This is a genomic window from Marinomonas polaris DSM 16579 (genome assembly GCF_900129155.1).
GTDB classification, from domain to species: Bacteria; Pseudomonadota; Gammaproteobacteria; order Pseudomonadales; family Marinomonadaceae; genus Marinomonas; species Marinomonas polaris.
This window is the reverse complement of the sequence record NZ_FQVF01000003.1, coordinates 309,823-326,569: the sequence shown is the minus strand read 5'-3', so window position 1 is coordinate 326,569 and position 16,747 is coordinate 309,823. Positions and strand designations below refer to the sequence as shown.

Annotated in this window: 14 protein-coding genes; 7 read left to right on the top strand and 7 right to left on the bottom strand. The window is 41.9% G+C overall.

Annotated elements, in window-relative coordinates:
* Nucleotides 1-283 precede the first annotated feature (283 nt).
* Entirely contained in the window at nucleotides 284-1,630 is a 1,347-nt protein-coding gene (locus tag BUA59_RS03550; protein ID WP_072838343.1) for a pyridoxal phosphate-dependent decarboxylase family protein, read from the top strand.
* Between the two features lie 175 nt (nucleotides 1,631-1,805).
* Here BUA59_RS03550 and BUA59_RS03545 read toward each other — a convergent pair whose 3' ends face one another.
* A complete protein-coding gene (locus BUA59_RS03545) occupies nucleotides 1,806-2,558 on the bottom strand; it encodes a helix-turn-helix transcriptional regulator (RefSeq protein ID WP_072838342.1) in 753 nt (250 codons plus the stop codon).
* 90 nt (nucleotides 2,559-2,648) lie between these two features.
* Nucleotides 2,649-4,580: an FAD-dependent monooxygenase gene (locus tag BUA59_RS03540; RefSeq protein ID WP_245813087.1), complete on the bottom strand. Its 1,932-nt coding sequence runs from the start codon at nucleotides 4,578-4,580 to the stop codon at nucleotides 2,649-2,651.
* Nucleotides 4,581-4,747: 167 nt separating this feature from the next.
* Between BUA59_RS03540 and BUA59_RS03535 the strand changes: the two genes are divergently transcribed.
* Nucleotides 4,748-5,755 (top strand): MsnO8 family LLM class oxidoreductase, encoded by a 1,008-nt coding sequence (locus BUA59_RS03535; RefSeq protein ID WP_072838340.1) that lies wholly within the window; start codon nucleotides 4,748-4,750, stop codon nucleotides 5,753-5,755.
* Nucleotides 5,756-5,841: 86 nt separating this feature from the next.
* On the opposite strand, the gene BUA59_RS03530 is transcribed toward BUA59_RS03535, so the two are convergent.
* Together BUA59_RS03530 and BUA59_RS03525 are read right to left on the bottom strand one after the other, a co-directional pair.
* Nucleotides 5,842-7,065, bottom strand: coding sequence for an MFS transporter (locus BUA59_RS03530; protein ID WP_072838339.1), 1,224 nt, complete (start codon nucleotides 7,063-7,065; stop codon nucleotides 5,842-5,844).
* Nucleotides 7,066-7,092: 27 nt separating this feature from the next.
* A complete protein-coding gene (locus BUA59_RS03525) occupies nucleotides 7,093-8,679 on the bottom strand; it encodes a GMC family oxidoreductase (RefSeq protein WP_072838338.1) in 1,587 nt (528 codons plus the stop codon).
* Nucleotides 8,680-8,919: 240 nt separating this feature from the next.
* Between BUA59_RS03525 and BUA59_RS03520 the strand changes: the two genes are divergently transcribed.
* On the top strand, nucleotides 8,920-9,870 hold the full coding sequence (locus BUA59_RS03520; RefSeq protein WP_072838337.1) for a helix-turn-helix domain-containing protein: 951 nt from the start codon (nucleotides 8,920-8,922) through the stop codon (nucleotides 9,868-9,870).
* A 23-nt stretch (nucleotides 9,871-9,893) separates the two neighbouring features.
* Here BUA59_RS03520 and hpaR read toward each other — a convergent pair whose 3' ends face one another.
* From hpaR to BUA59_RS03505, 3 genes are all read right to left on the bottom strand, one after another.
* Entirely contained in the window at nucleotides 9,894-10,316 is a 423-nt protein-coding gene (gene hpaR, locus BUA59_RS03515) for a homoprotocatechuate degradation operon regulator HpaR (protein ID WP_072838336.1), read from the bottom strand.
* A 436-nt stretch (nucleotides 10,317-10,752) separates the two neighbouring features.
* Nucleotides 10,753-11,667, bottom strand: a complete 915-nt coding sequence (locus BUA59_RS03510) for a p-hydroxyphenylacetate 3-hydroxylase reductase component (protein WP_072838335.1) — start codon at nucleotides 11,665-11,667, stop codon at nucleotides 10,753-10,755.
* An 89-nt stretch (nucleotides 11,668-11,756) separates the two neighbouring features.
* A complete protein-coding gene (locus tag BUA59_RS03505; protein WP_072838334.1) occupies nucleotides 11,757-12,926 on the bottom strand; it encodes a p-hydroxyphenylacetate 3-hydroxylase oxygenase component in 1,170 nt (389 codons plus the stop codon).
* A 359-nt stretch (nucleotides 12,927-13,285) separates the two neighbouring features.
* On the opposite strand from BUA59_RS03505, the gene BUA59_RS03500 reads away from it, so the two are divergent.
* Genes BUA59_RS03500 through BUA59_RS03485 form a run of 4 tightly spaced genes read left to right on the top strand, consistent with a single transcriptional unit; the run spans nucleotide 13,286 to nucleotide 16,739 of the window.
* Complete coding sequence (locus BUA59_RS03500) at nucleotides 13,286-14,242, top strand: tripartite tricarboxylate transporter substrate binding protein (protein WP_072838333.1); 957 nt, start codon at nucleotides 13,286-13,288, stop codon at nucleotides 14,240-14,242.
* Nucleotides 14,243-14,294: 52 nt separating this feature from the next.
* Nucleotides 14,295-15,653 (top strand): aldehyde dehydrogenase family protein, encoded by a 1,359-nt coding sequence (locus BUA59_RS03495; protein ID WP_072838332.1) that lies wholly within the window; start codon nucleotides 14,295-14,297, stop codon nucleotides 15,651-15,653.
* Nucleotides 15,654-15,709: 56 nt separating this feature from the next.
* Nucleotides 15,710-16,222 carry a universal stress protein gene (locus BUA59_RS03490; RefSeq protein ID WP_072838331.1) on the top strand — a complete coding sequence of 171 codons (513 nt, stop codon included), beginning with the start codon at nucleotides 15,710-15,712 and terminating at the stop codon, nucleotides 16,220-16,222.
* Nucleotides 16,212-16,739 (top strand): tripartite tricarboxylate transporter TctB family protein, encoded by a 528-nt coding sequence (locus tag BUA59_RS03485; RefSeq protein WP_072838330.1) that lies wholly within the window; start codon nucleotides 16,212-16,214, stop codon nucleotides 16,737-16,739. Before BUA59_RS03490 ends, BUA59_RS03485 begins: the two co-directional genes overlap by 11 nt.
* The last annotated feature ends 8 nt before the right edge of the window (nucleotides 16,740-16,747 follow it).

Below are 16,747 nucleotides of genomic sequence, written 5' to 3'. Positions count from 1 at the left end.
CGCTAAGCCTTTATCTGAGCTCGGCAATCCTGAACTCGGAAATCAAGTTATTGGAATGAAAAAAACTATCAATAGCGAGGTTGACCAACAGCTTGATGTCTAAAAACTTTAAGAAGGCTGCGCATATGAATTTTCTGCACAGAACTTGTGAGCATGAATCATTTCTCAGATGGCCTGCACAGTCTTACTCTTACTATTCTTCTTCATCAGGTATGAGTGTCTGACCTTTTGATATGACAGTGACTACGCCTACCAGCATTGCAACAAGATTATAGGAAACAACATGACTATAGAAATGCAAAGTATCGGAATTTTAGAAAAAGCGATGCATAAATTAGCCGAGGGCTACACAGATCTGCCTGAGTTTCAGACGGAATACGATCAACAACGTGCAGAAGACGTTTTGTTATTAGCAGCAGAAAGAATGTGGGATAACTATCCTTATCCACATCCACTTTATGCAGGACAAATGCTGAAGCCTCCTCATCCTGTTGCGCGCATGGCTTACATGATGGCCATGTGGATCAATCCAAATAATCATGCTTTGGATGGAGGTAAAGCCAGTTCAGCCATGGAAAAAGAAGCGGTTGCTGGAATTGCTAAAATGTTCGGTTGGCAAGAGCATTTAGGACACCTCACAGGTGGTGGAACACTTGCGAATTTAGAGGCTTTATGGATTGCTAATCAGGTGCATCCGGGTAAGAAAATTGTTGCTTCACAACAGGCGCACTACACCCATAACCGTATTTGTGGTGTGCTACAAATTCCTTTCGAATCGGTCGCGGTAGATGACAACGCACGTATGGATGTTGCGGCCCTAGAAGAAAAACTAAAGCTGGGGGATATTGGTACGGTTGTAGTGACGCTAGGTACCACGGCAGTGGGTTCGGTTGATCCGCTACCAGAAATACTGGCATTGCAAGATAAGTATGACTTTAGAATACATATCGATTCGGCTTACGGCGGTTATTACAAGTTGGTCGATACCTTGCCGTCTAACGTTTGTGATGCGTTTGCGTTAACACATCGCGTTGACTCCATCGTCATTGATCCCCATAAACATGGCTTACAGCCTTATGGTTGTGGTTGTGTCGTATTTAAAGACCCAGAGGTAGGGCGCTTTTATAAGCATGACTCACCTTATACTTACTTTAGTTCAGAAGAACTGCATTTAGGTGAAATCAGTCTTGAATGTTCTCGTGCAGGTGCTTCGGCTGTAGCATTATGGACAACCATGCAAATGTTTCCACTGCAGGCGAGTGGCGAGTTTGCTAATGGTTTAGTGAGTTGCCGTCGCGCGGCGGAAGCGTTTTTTTCTCGCTTAGCACGGGATGATCGCTTCATTACGCCACTTGTACCAGATATGGATATTGTGATGTGGGCACCAAAAGCGATGAGTACGAGTGAAATATCGCGCTTATCTGATCAGACATTTCATGCCGCAGAAAAACAGCACTTGTATTTGGCTACTTTCAGTTTTCCTTCTCATTTGATACAAAAAGCGTACCCAGAGGTGGTGGTTGATAGTGAATATACTACGTGCCTACGTTCTTCTTTGATGAAGCCTGAGCATTTGGATTGGTTAGATCGAATTTGGCATATTCTAGATAAAGTTCAGAACGAACTATAACCTGTAAAATAGGTTTAAATGGCATGCAGGAAGGTTATGTTCGAGAGTATAACCGCCTGTATGCCAATCGGTAGGCGCCTTTCAGTTTGCGCTTTACTCTGCCAGCGGCTATGCAGTTGCAATCTATTCAATTGATGTGTCTACTTGGCGGGAATGGAGGGTTGTTCGTCCTTAATCAGATAAACCGAACTAACTCAGACTTGCGATTGATTCTTAGCTTTTTGAATGCTCTTTTTTTATAAGTGATGACTGTTGATTCGGACAACTCAAGATGATTACCGATTGATTTTGCTGTATGGCCTTGAAGTATCATATTGCAGATTTGAGATTCGCGTTCAGAAAGGCCGGATGCCAGTAGAGATTTAATCGTTCCGCGTTGTTTGCGTTCATCTCGAAAATGTTTTAACAACAATGAACCTATTAGGGAAGATATCGATTTCAGCGAGTCAAGTTGTTCTTCTGCAAAGCTATGTTCTATTTTGCTGTAAAAGTTGATGTAAAAGATATGTTGGCTTTTTCGGTCCATCACTACAAATGAAAACTTAGTATCGAAGTTAGGAACATTAAAAAATCGCTGCCGATAAACGGGAGGAAGCTTTCTTTTCTCGAGTAGACGGCACGATGCCACGTCCATTTGGGAAAGAAGTGACTCTTTTAATTCTTTTAGCATAATGTCATCTAAATAGGCACCGTCCAAATACAGTGAAGCCAGCTCTACCCCCAGGTCAGGGTGTTCTATATTGTGTGCTAGGCGGCAGGTTGCATAATCGCCATTGGGGGAAAACTCAAACACCATGTATTGATCGACGTGAACAAGGTGTTTCATCATCTGAAAAAATCTAGGGTAAAATTCACCGCTACCAAGCTTGTCTATGCAGCCAGCAATCTGTTGGGATATATCCGGCCAGATATCTCTTGAGTTATGCATATACTCTTTAAACTGCCCAATGTTGTGATTTAAGTTAGTGTCTCTATTAATTCATCATTTAAGAGACACTTCAGAGTATTTATTCTTATTTTAGGAAATCATGAAACCATCAAAAAAATCACTCAATTCATCAAAAGCATTGAGAGGTAATATATTAGCAATATGCTGATCTGGACGTACTACAACCATACAGCCGTTTGAGCGATTGATACCACGTTGCTCAAATATATCGTTACCTTCTTCTGTATGGAACACCTTTTCGTAATCTCTTAGCCCGTATTTTCCTTTTGCTGGCCATAGGAAATTAGGCATATTTTCTATGGATAAATCTTGTTGTTGAAAGACAGCATAGACATCAATGACAGAGTCAATGTCGCTACTGTTTGAGGTGTATTTTCGGACAGGAGAAGATTCAGAGCAATCTAGAAAATCTATAAGCTTGTACGAATCTGCAGTGGTATCCCTTGGACTTTGTTGATTTCCAAAAATGAAAATACGCCAGCGACCATCAGCTTTATTCAGATGTCCTAAATGTTGTCGTCTGCCATCTGCAACTCGAATGGCGGTTGCTGAGTGGAAGCGTTGGCCTATGATAAATCCGGTCGCCAAGTCTTGATGTGTGTGCCCTGTACAGATAAATGAAGCGTCATATTGAATGGAGGTTCCGGCAATAAAACCGTTTTGTCTGGCAATGAATTCTTCAATATCAGCCGTATTGGTCTTGGCTTGTATAGCACCGGACTTAGCAGTAGGTCGAGTTGCCACCAGACTGGACATTTGTTTATCTGCATTAATGAGTTGTTGCGCCACTTTTCGTCTTTCCGAAGAGTATGTTTGTAGCAATTTAGGCTGACTTTTGCCCAATAAAACAGCTGCTAGCTTCCACCCCAAGTTGAAAGTATCTGGTAGTGAGGTATTTAGTCCCCATCCACCTTTTGGACTGTGCGTATGGCAGGCGTCACCTGCAACAAATGCACGAGGAATCAAACCTTCTGAATTATCAGCAGGTGTATCATCAAAGCGATCTGCTACTCGTTGACCAACCTCATAGATAGACCACCAAGCAACCTCTTTAACATCAATTTGATAAGGTGTCATAATGAGTTGTGCTTTTTCAATAATATCTTCAATGGTAAGGTCAAGATGAGATGCTCTTTGATCTTTCTCCAGCAGACCGAGTTCTACATATAGTCTGACTAGATAACCACCTTCACGGGGAACAAGCATTACGGCGCCATTTTCTTTTGATTGGATAAAGCACTTCACTCTGATATCGGGAAAGTCTGTTACTAATAAAATATCCATGACTCCCCATGCTTTGTTGGCTGAGTCGCCTTCTAGCATTATTGATAGACTTTTACGGACTGCACTTCTAGCACCATCACAACCTACGACATATCGCGCTTGAATAGTCTCGACATTGCTTGATTGTGACATGTCGTTGCGTGCGAATTTTGCCGTAATAGGGTGGGCATTCAAATCTTGAGTAAGATTAGGGTCAACATGCAGCTCAAGTAGCCGACGATTGTAATGGGGAACAAGTTTCGTGATTGAATTTTCCATGCCTTCAAGTAATAAATCTTGCAGACGAGCTTGATTTACAACCCCATGGGAAAATTCGGAGAGCCCAATTCTTGCGTCAGGAACTTTGTGAGTACGTTTTATGTTCTCTGGTTGCTTATCGTCCGGCTCCCAGAAAGCATTTCTATTAAGCTGGTAGGTTTCCTTAACTAGCATTTCGCTACAATTAAATGCTTCCATGATTTCCATTGTGCGACAAGATATACCATCTGCCTGACCAAATAATAAGGGGCCGGACTTAAGTTCAACGATACAAGTTGTAATATCAGAAAACTCCGATAGTTGCCTTGCCAAGGCTAGTCCCGCAGGACCACAGCCCACAATTAACACATCGACTTTTTTGGGCAAGTCAACAATAGCTGGTGGAGCAGCAGGTAGTCGTACGGAATCTGGAACTTGATAGTTACCGGGCTTAAAACCATTGAGGTGATATTGCATCATATAATCCTTTTTTCTTATTAGTTGGCTGGTTCGTTTACTGATGAGGTAAAGATTACGTGGATTAGCTAATGGGACATGTCATCTAAAAATGGGGGCTTAGTGAAACTTCATCAATCAGAATAAATAAGTTAACATGTTAATTATATTTTTAATGATGAGAGCGATCTATGAAGATAAAATTGTCCGTTGTTGACCAAATGCCAGTCCACGGTTCCCACAGCAAAAAAGATGCGCCTTTGTTAACGGTTGAATTAGCTAAACATTGTGATGAATGGAATTACCATCGTTATTGGGTTGCAGAACATCATGACAGCGTGCATTTCGCTAATCCTTGCCCTGAGATCTTAGTCGCGCATTTGGCCAGTATTACACAACGTATCAAAGTCGGTAGTGGCGGTGTGATGCTGTCTAACTATAGTCCATTAAAAGTGGCAGAGTGCTTTTCTATGTTGGCGTCACTTTTTCCTGGACGTATTGATCTTGGTGTTGGGCGTGCTCCAGGTGGGTCCGCAATGACATCTGCCGCTTTAGCCTTTCCTAATAAAGCCTCGAACAGTCAGTTTTATGCTGAGCAAGCAGATTTGCTAGAAAGCTTTATTCACGGGACATTTAAAGATAATCATCCTTTTAGCTCGATCCATGTCATGCCAGAAGTACGTGATGTGCCAGATTTATGGATGCTTGGATCAAGTGGTGGTAGTGCTGAGCTGGCTGGGCAGTTGGGTTATCATTTGGCTTTAGCGCGATTTATTGATTCTGAAAATTGCCATCCACGTATCTTTGATGCTCACCAGAAAGCTTGGCTACAGGCAGGGCATGAGCGTCCATTACAACGAATGTTGGCGATTGCCTGTATTTGTGCAGAGACGGAAAATGAAGCGAAGCTTCGAGCAGGAACCGCGGTGTATCGTAAGTTTGCTACTCATATAGGGGAACGGGAAGACTTTTTAACGCCAGCCCAAGTTCGCGATAGATATCATGCGATGCCGGCATCTCATCAAGCTTTGTTTGATCGCATTGAAGCCAGTTATACGATTGGCACACCGGAGCAGTGTTGGGCTGAAATGGAATCTCTGGCTGAGGCATTTAACACTGATGAAATTTCTCTTGTTACCGTGACACATAGCCAAACGGATCGTTTAGATAGTTATCGTTTGTTGGCAAAAAACTTATAGAAAGTGGCATTTCATAATGCGGCAAAATAAAAAACAGGCTGATTCATCAGCCTGTTTGAACTCATAATTACTCTATAAATTAAGGGTTATGCGGCACTTAATTGAGCTTTGTTTACTTTAATTGGCGCCGTTTCTGTTAGGAAGAAAGATAGCAGTAGAGCAATTAATGATCCTGCAGCGGCAATCCACATGACGATTTGAAGGCCATAAGCATCGGCAGCAAAGCCGGCGACTACAGGTGTAATAAATCCACCGAATAGTTCACCTATTCCCATAATCAAACCTAGCGCCGTTGCCACTTGTGTAGCTGGAACGGTTTCAGCCGGAATGGTCGCCATAAACAAAGTAAAACAGCCAAGTCCAGTATAGGTTAGGAAAATTAGCGGAAGCATAGTGCTAGCGTCATCAACAAACAGTAAAACCATTGGGCACAGAGTGGCAATCATGGTGAATAAAATTAACATAGGTTTGCGGCCAAATCGGTCAGATAAAGCGGAAACAATGAATCCCCATACCATCCAAGCAAAGCCAAGGCTACCCATGATGCCTCCCATGACTTCTGGACTGAAACCTTTTACTTGCATTAGATAAGTCGGTGTAAAAGACACTAAGGTGATGAACCAAGAAATGTAGAAACAAGAAATTAAAATACACAGTAGGATATTTTTGTTTTTCAATAAGGTTTTGATGTCTGCTTTGTTGCCAATTGCATGACTACTTTGCAGGTCTTGATGCACATGTTTATTTCGCACAAAAAACATCATTAATGCAGCAATGACCAAGCCAGGAATAATTGTTGCGTAAAATGCACTGCGCCAGCCGTAATCTGTTGCAATCCAGATAAGTATCGGAGGCGCAATAACCGCTCCAATTAATCCTGGAGCAGACGCATTGACCAAGCCCATATTTAAGCCACGGCGTTTTGGTGATGATGCTGCAGCCAATAATGATTGTGAAATGGGGAGTACAGGTCCTTCTGCAACGCCCATTAGTCCACGGAATATTAGTAGGCTAATGAAGCTGGTTACCATGCCTGACATTGCAGAACAAAGAGTAAAAGCAATAACAGACAGTACTAAAATGTATTTTTTTGATTCCTTGCGGTCTGCATAGGCACCTAATGTCATACCAGATATGGCCCACATTAAAGAGAGAGCGGAAGATAGCATTCCTAAATGGCTATTGTTTAAGCCCAAATCCTTTGCGATAAAAGGAAACAAAAAAGACAGCGCTAAGCGGTCAAAAAAGACAAAGCCAAACCCTATAAAGAGAATGACGAGTAGGCGATTTTCATAAGAGTTTATTTTCATTATTAGATCTCTCGTTCGTTATTGTTATTAGTCGTTGAGAATAAATTCAGCACAACGCTCTGCGATCATGATGGTCGGAGCATTGGTATTACCTGACACAATGGTAGGCATAATAGAGGCATCGCAGATGCGCACACCTTTTACTCCATTAACACGGAGCTTAGTGTCGACAACGGCTTGTTCATCAGAGCCCATTCGGCAAGTGCCAACCGGGTGGTAAACGGTCTTAGCGTGGCTGCGGATATGCGCTTCGATTTCAGCGTCTGAAATATCTTCTTTTGCGGATGGGCGAAGTTCTTCGCTGATCAGTTCAGCCATGGCAGGCGCTCGTATAATCTTGCGGGCCAGTTTGACGCCACGGATAAGCGTATCTACGTCATCACGGTGTGATAACGCACCGCTTTCGAAAATCATCGAGTCTGTTGGATCGGCGCTGCGTAGGCGAGCGAATCCTCGGGATTTAGGTCGTAAGAAACAAGGGTTGATGGAAATGCCGTGACCTTCAATAGGCTCGCGGTCTACGTCACCAACTAAAGTAGGTAGTACATGGAATTGAATGTCAGGGCGACCACAATTGCTGGTATCAACAAAGCCACCTGATTCAACAACGTTAGAAGTCAATAAACCCGTTTTAAAACAAGTCCACTGGAAACCATAAGACAGTGCTTTGAGGCCTTTATCACTGCCTAGTAAGCTTATTGGCTGTTTAGCACGACCATAGATACTGACTTCTAGATGATCTTGATAGTTTTCGCCCACTTCTGGAGAATCGTAAAGCGTTGATATGCCGTGTTTGGATAATTGCTCCTTTGGACCAATACCAGACAGCATTAGAATTTTGGGGGTTGATAATGCCCCAGCGGTTAAGATGATTTCTTTCTTCACAGAGAGTATTTCTATCTTGCCCGACTCATTACGCAACTCAATACCTGTCGCATTGTTATTACCATCAAAGATAATTTTGTTAACGTAACATCCTGTTCGGATTTCTAGATTTGGTGCATTCTCTACTTCTTTGAGATAGGTTGCAGCGGTACTACCACGACGACCATCAAAAGTAGTTGTGTGATAGAAGCCAATGCCATCTTGTTTGTCGCCATTGAAGTCATCGTTATAAGGGATGCCAGTTTGTTGCGCGGCTTTTAAAAAAGCTTGGCTGAGGGGGTGGCGAAAACGAGTGTCGCTGACACGCAGAGGGCCATTTGTACCGTGGAATGGTTCGCTTAGACGCATATGGTTTTCTGAGCGTTTAAAAGCAGTTAATACGTTGTCCCATCCCCAACCATCGCAGCCATTGCGTTCCCATTCATCGTAATCTTCTTTCTGGCCACGGATGTAAAGCATTGCATTGATTGAGCTACCGCCACCGAGGGTCCGACCTTGCGGCACGTAGGTTTTTCGGCCGCCAGCGTCTGGTTGAGGTTCGCTTTCATAAATTACAGATCGCTTCGACCCAATAACACGAATGAAAGTGGCTGGCATTTGAACGAATATAGAATCGTCTTTTGGACCATCTTCCAGTAAAACTACTTGAAAACCTGCTTTTACAAGTCTATGTGTCACAGTGCAACCTGATGAGCCACCGCCCACCACGATGAAATCAATGGACTTCATGAGTAAACCTCTCGATCTTATTATTGTGTTTGGGTGTTTATATGGATGAGCATAGAGGTTTATTGAGAGGGAAAATTGACTTGATCGGACTGGCAGTTTTACTCTGCCGGACATTTTGAAAAGAGATCATAACTTCGAATATAGTTAACATGTTTACTAATTATTTGGCGAGGGGTATGATCAAACTTAGATCGTTTAGATATTCATCCTTAAAAAAACAAAAACTATATTGAGGGATTTATGTCATTTTCAGGACAAGTTCGAGTATCAACTCGAGATATAGACCTTATGTCTCGACGGCATTATTGGGAAGAGGCGGTTAATCAGTATGTGATTCATATTGATTGTCCAATCGCCTCGGATTCACCGTTAGAGGCGGAACTTCGACATTCTCACGGCGATATTATTAGCGTGAATCATATAGAGGCGAATAGGCACTCTGTGCAGCGTAGCCGTATTGATATTGATGAAGACGGTCGTGATGGTTTTTTTATTTGTCTAATGACAAAGGGAAATGGTTATTCATATCAAGGTATGGATTGCGCGAGTCATATGCCAGGAGACATGGTCATTTATGACACCGCTAAACCCTATGGACATGGCTTTCCTAATAATATGGGAATGTATGTTTTAGATGTTCCTCGATCCATTGCCGAAAGAGAGTTAGGGGTTGTTGATAACCTCATTAAAATAGACCGTAATTTGCAATGTGGTACTTCATCAACGAGTGCGATTTTTAAATTATTAGAGAGTAGTATCGATAGTCATCATACTTTTCAGCTAAAAGCAGAAGAGGTGATACACCATATTCAGGTACTGTCTGGATTACATGGCGCAAAATTTAATCAAAAAAATCGGAATTTATTATTTTTTAAATGTAAGGCGTTCATTGAACAGCATTTAACGTCAGCAGATTTAAATGCAGAAATGATAAGTAGTCATTTATTTGTGTCGTGCCGCCAAATAGCCAGAGCATTTGAAGCACATGGTATGACTATGAGCCGATATGTTTGGCAATCAAGATTGAATAAAAGTCGTGAAGATATTCTAAATTTAGATAATTTGAGTATTACGGATATCGCTTATAAGTGGGGATTCAGTCACTCTTCGCATTTTAGTCGTGCTTATAAACAGTATTTTAATGAGTCGCCTCAAGCAACCAGAAAACAAAAAAGGCAGAACCTTGTGTAAGAGCTGCCTATTATTGAGCTTGTTTAGCTTTCTAATGCAATAATATCGCTCAATAGTCGGCTCAGTTCTTTAAGCTTATCTTCACCTAGCTTTTCGATGATTCGTTGGTATGCAGCATCCACTTCTGGGCGGAATTCTTTAACAATTTTATTGGCTTTTGGTGTTAATGAAAGCAGGGAAATACGCTGATCTGTAGGCGATTTTTTGCGTATCAAGAAGCCGTCTTCTTCAAAACGCGTAATAATGCGCGTCAAACTTGGGCTAAGAATGCAACATAGATGAGCCAGTTGTTTAGCCTCTAATTCTTTATGATCATTTAAAACGCGTAAGACTCGCCATTGCTGTTCTGTAAAGCCTGCTTTTTGTAGTACAGGCCTAAAAAAAGTCATTGATGATTCACGGGCTCTTAATAATTGCAGTGTCAGGGAGTCTTCTAGTCTTTTCATGTAATCTCGATAATTCCTTAAAGTATGATTTTGATAATATCAAATACGCCTTCTAAAGAAATATTAGCGTATAGGCCTGTTGTTATCTTTTGCTAGGATGGTTCTGTGAGTGATATTTGCTAAAAGTGTACAGGCTAAGATGGCAAAGGCAATCATATGGAGGCGTAGCTCAATTATTAAAGGAACGGCTTGAGTAAAGATCCCGCCGAAACTGAACAGAAGAAAGCCAAGCAGCCCTACAGCGGTATCTGCTAATTCATCCGCAGTGCCTATCGCAGCACTTTATAGAGTAAAGAATGTGACTCATAGGTACAATTAACAACTTAACTTGTTAAATAAAAGGCTATTATACATACATAAAAAAATCCCACGAGGGGATTTTTTATGCTTTTATCGAAAATGCCAATGAATAGCAGTTATTCTTGCTATCTAAGAGCTAAGTCAGTTGAGTCAATAACTGATGTAGCTGTTGCTTGAAGTTGGTCAGCTCTTCTTCTTTTAAATTAGAAAAGATATCTTCCTGCTGCTGGTCTGATATTGCCCATAAACGTTCCGCCATGTCATGGCCTTTTTCTGTTAGGGCTAGATCGTTATTAATTAACCCAAAACTTTTCAGACTTTCGACACCGCTTACTACATCAACAGATGGGATGGTCACTAGATTGGCTAAATCTTCAATGGTTATTCCAGTCGTGTCACTTAATACAAGCAATAAGCGAGCTTCACTGGTGCTAAGGCCAGTTGAAGACTGTTTTGGTAAATAGTTCTCTTGAACTTTTTGCAGAACTTTATGCATAAGGTAAATGGCGCTGTCATGTAAGCGAGCAAGCGTTTTGTCCGATGCAACGTTTTGAGCAGGTGTTTTTGCGCCAGTAAAAGGGATCGCACCTGCATAGCTGCCTTGCACATAAAGCAAAGGTGAGCGGCCATAGTTTGCAAACTCAACGACTTTACCAATCATGATCCAGTGGTCGCCACCATCAACGATTTGATATTTTTCACATTGGAAATTGGCTGCGGTATTGGTGAGTAGAGGCGCGCCACCGACACCCGACAGTGTCTCAATATTGGCAAATTTATCGTCGCTTGGCTTCGCGAAATTGTTGGATAAATCAATTTGATCCGCCGCTAAAATATTGACAGCAAAATGGTCTGAATTTTCAAATACGGTATAACTGCTTGATGTTTTAACAATGCTCCACAGTACAAGTGGCGGATCAAGAGACACGGAGTTAAAGCTATTAGCCGTTACGCCAACTTGTGTTCCATCAGAGGACTTTGCGGTAATAACAGTAACACCTGTCGCAAAGTTGCCAAGGCAACGGCGGAATTCTTTAGGGTCGAAGTTCATAGTATTCTCTCTTATTCTTATGTGTATTCTGTTCTAGCCATGAATCGTCATGGTTAGACACTTGTATCTAGATATTGGTATCGCTTTTATTAAAGTAGAGATGGGTCTGGTTCTAAGCCCATTAATTCGCGTCCAAATATTTGTGCGCAAACGTCGTAATCTGTGTAAGCGTGAGCGCCTGTGACATGGCTATCACGGAATAAGCGTTGCGCTTCTTTATCCAAATACCAGTGGCTTGCTCCCATGCTACTGAATAAACGATCTACCGCATCAATACACATTTTCACCACATAAGCTTGATTGGTTCGCCATTCGGCCAACTTTGCTTGATCAGGATAGCGATGAGCTTCGGCGTATTCCGCGTGTTCATCCCACGTTTTCTCTAGAAAAGCTCGAGCCGCCATTACTTGATGAGTTGATTCTGCAATACGTAATAACGCTGGTGTGGCAGTACCAACTTTGGCTCCGGTATAGGCACGAATTCGACCTTGAGTCGCTTCTTTAAATACTGCCAACATACGCTCTGCTATGCCTAAGCTGATAGCAGAGAAACCTGAAGCAAAGTAAGGGCGGTAGGGAGCGTAAAAAATTTTACTGTCTGGGTATAAGCCAAAGCCGCCAGATTTACCTTCCATCATATCTTTGGCTTTTTGAATTCTGTGCTCTGGTACAAATTTGTCACGAATCACTAGGGTCTTCGTGCCGCTGCCTTTCATTGCGGCGGCATGCCAGTCGTCATCGATGCTGTAATCCGTCGCAGGAATCAGTGCAAAACAATGGTCCTTTTTGCCTTCTTTATTTTCTCTTAGAAAACCACAAAGTGCCCATTGGGCATGATCACAGCCGCTGCTCCAGCGCATATCCCCCGTAAAAATGACACCGCCATCGGTTTCTTGATATTTACCGAAAGGGGCAATACTGCTGCTGGCCAACATATCCGGATTGTCTTGCCAAACATCGTCCTGTGCTTGTTTAGGGAATAAAGCGATTTGATGGCTGTGAGTACAAAGTAAACTAAATGCCCAAGCGGTACTTGCGCAGGCTCCAGCTAGTGCCGCGATACAGTCACCGAATTCAGGTAGAGAGTTTTCGTAACCGCCATAGGCTTTTGGTAGAAAGGCTTTGTGTAATCCCACTTTTTTAAGCAGTTCAATATTTTCAGTAGGTACTTTTCTAAGATCTTCCGCTTTGTCTGCATTTTTAGCGATTTCAGGAAGTACTTTTTTTAGCTCTTCTAATAATGGGTTTTGACGTTTCATGTGTTCTGTCCTCTTATTTTTTTTGTATCTAGTCCACACAGTATTGGTATTTGGTGATCTTTAATGAATGTGTTTTTCAGGCAAACCTTAGGACTTTTCTAGAAATTATTAAAAGGATTGATATTTGAATGATTTTAAAAAAGCACATTAAGCAATAAAAAATGCTTGAAATTAGTTAACATGTTCACTAATTTAGTGGCTAATAAAAGGATCGTCGAAAAGGGTAAATCGTAAATTTTAGGTATGAGATGCGTTACATAGACGGTTCGTAGGGATAGAAAAATATCCCTATAGGGACATAGAACGAGTCTATTTGAGAGTGTAATTTTGATCTGTATTATTCAAAAGGAGCTATAATAATGAAAAAACAAATATCTCATACCTTGAAAGTCCTAGCGGCTTCTACCTTACTAGTTACTACGTTTGCAAGTACCGCTTCAATCGCATCTGACTACCCAAATCGTCCGGTTAAATTCATCGTCCCATGGCCTCCTGGTGATCTGGAAGATGTTTTGACTCGCGTTATTGCTGAAGAAATGTCAAAAGAAACCGGCGTACCTGCCACTGTAGTGAATAAACCTGGCGGTGGTGGCGTATTAGGAGCAACAACGGTTGCGCAATCTCGCCCTGATGGCAGTGTGATTGGTTCATTTGTTGTGGATTTGGTAACAAGTCAGGTGGTTGGTGGTAATGCGCCATATGCAGAGGATGCCTTTGTTCCGGTCGGGATTTTTCTCGATTATCCATTTGTATTGGCCGTTAAATCTGATGCGCCATACAACACACTCCCAGAGTTAGCTGAATACGCTAAAACTCACGATGTTTCTCTAGGTCACTTTGGTTATCAAGCAACACCAACGGCAATTACTTTTCAAGCTGCGAAAAAATTAGGTTTTAAATTCGCCTCCGATTCTGCCTTTGATGCTTTAGATTGTTCTGTTTTAGCCAATGGCGATGCTGAAGTTATCAATACGACTACTCAACAAATTCTTCCTTGTTTAGATTCAAAAGATGCGAAATTGTTAACGTCTTTCACTTACAAACGTTTGGTAACAAATCCCGATGTACCAACATTGAACGAAGAAACAGGCATTTCCCAAACGCTTTGGAATGGCTTGTTTGTTAAAAAAGGGACACCTCAAGCTGTTATCGACAAAATTGCTTCTATTGCAGAGCAAGCACTACAGGCACCTGAAGTGTTGAAACTGCAAGAGACAACAGGTGCAGGAGTGTATTGGACAAATTCACAAGACGCACAAAAATTGGTTGAGCTTGATTTCGAGAACGCTAAAAAACTAATGAAAGAAGTTAAATAATCATTCTTTTTGGCGAATCGTATAGCTCAAAATAAAAATAAATGGTGGAAACATGGCTTTAGACATTATTAATCCAGCGACTAAGAAAACCTATAAAACGATTCAAGTTTCAATTCTAGATGATGTAAATAACGCTGTTGAAAGGGCTAAGGTGGCTTTTAAAGAGTGGAGTGAAAAATCTCATGAAGAGCGCTCAGCGGCTTTACATAATGTGGCTAATGCCATAGAAAAGGCTGGTCCAGAATTGGCTGAAATCGTTACTGCTGAACAGGGGAAACCCCTGTTTCTTGCTCAGTTTGAAGTGGGCGGGGCGGTGGGTTGGACCCACTACAATGCCGATTTGAAACTGGAGCCAGAGGTTCTTGAAGATAGCGCAGAGCGTCGTGTTGAAGTGCATCGTATGCCAGTGGGTGTCGTTGCTTCAATCACACCTTGGAACTGGCCTTTAATGATTGCCATTTGGCACATTATGCCAGCGCTTCGTGCTGGTAACAGTGTCGTGATCAAACCTTCTTCTTTAACACCAATTAATACACTTCGTTTGGTCGATATTATTAATGAACATACGGTACCGAATTTGGTGCAAGCGGTTATCGGTGAAAGAGAAGTAGGTGAGCCATTGGTGTCACACCCTGATGTTAAGAAAGTTGTCTTTACTGGCTCAACACCTGTTGGTAAGCATATTGCTTCTCTGGTAGCTGGTGATCTTAAAAAAGTGACTTTGGAATTGGGTGGTAATGACGCTGGGATCGTTTTGGAAAATGCCAATATTGACAAAATTGCCGAAAAGATTTTTATGACGTCTTTTGTCAATATGGGTCAAACCTGTGCCTGTTTGAAACGTCTCTATGTCCACCGTTCTAAATATGAAGCGCTATGCGATGCTCTTGTGAAAATAGCAGCTGCGCAGGTCGTTGGTAATGGAATGCAAGAGGGCGTGACATTCGGTCCAGTACAAAACGTGAATCAGTATGAAAAAGTAAAAGCGATGATTACTGATGCTCGCGAATCTGGTGCGGAAGTGATTGCTGCAGATTTACCGTCTGGTTTAGATGGTTACTTTATTGCTCCAACTATTATCAAAAACCCACAGCATAATATTGATGTTGTTTGTCATGAACAATTTGGTCCGGTGCTTCCTGTTATTCCTTACGATGATCTTAACGATGTCATGTCAAAAGCCATTCATGAAGAATTTGCTTTAGGCGGTTCTGTTTGGGGCGAGCCTTGTGCTGAGCTTGATTGGGTTGTCGATCAACTTGATTCAGGAACAGTATGGGTTAATAACCATGCAGAAGTGCTACCTCACGTGCCATTTGGAGGCAATAAGTCTTCTGGATTAGGCGTTGAGTTTGGTATGGAAGGCTTGTTAGAGAACACTGTTCGTAAGGTTATTAACCGCGCGAAGTAAGTTCTAATACTGAAATACAGTCATCTCATAGATGGCTGTATTTTTGGAGTCCATAAATGCGAAATATTTTATACGCGTCTGATTTAGAGCAGGGTAGTCGAGTCGTATTACGAGCTGCTTTAGAGCAGGCTGCTATGTCCAATGGAAAGATCTTTTTCCTACATGTTTCTGATCAGTTTCATCGTGGTAATGATGACTCTTTCGTAGGCTTTAAATTAAAGAAGGCACACGATGCGCACTTAGAGTCATTGAAAGAGGAACTGAGAACTTACATGAAACAACGAATCCACAATTTCGTTGCTGAAGAATTAAATGATGCTGAGTTTAACGAAGACAGCATTGAAGTGGTTGTTCGTTTTGGTGACCCAGCCAAGAAAATTGTTGATACAGTTAAAGATGTTGAAGCCAGTATGGTGGTGATGGGTGACCGCCGTGTTAATGCTCTGTCACGAATGTTTTTAGGCTCAACAGCGCAAAAAGTCATTCACAATATCACAGTTCCTGTTTTGATCGTGCCCATTTCTAATACTGTTGCGAGCAGCAAAGCGGGGGATAAAAATGGAATATGAAAACCGTAAGTCCAAGCTGTTTTTCTTAGTAATGACCCTCGTTAGTTGCTATTTAATGTTCTCCTATCAAAGCCATACCGTAGACATTAAGCGAGACCACGGTTGGTTTACTCAGCCTTATGTTGCGCCTTTGTTTGGATTGGGCTTATTGGCGTTCTTTTCTTTTATCAAACTCATGTTGGTAATTAGGCCAATAGAGGGAGAAAAGGGCTTGTTAGATAGTTTCGTGGATAGCTTAAGTGACTATCGCATGGTGGCTATTACAGCTGCTCTATTTTTTGCGTATGTCAATATCATTACGATAGTAGGTTTTACCATATCCACGACGCTATTTGTCTTATCTATTGTCTGGTTAAGTCGTTTATTGTCGCCACTCTGGGTGTTGAATACCCTCGTTGCGGTCGCACTCATTATTCTGATCTTTAGGGTCGGGGTGAATATCTGGATTCCAGATGTGGTCTTGTATGAAAAGCTATTTAGCGATCAACCCCTTTGGTTCATGAACAAATATTTTTAGAGATTTTG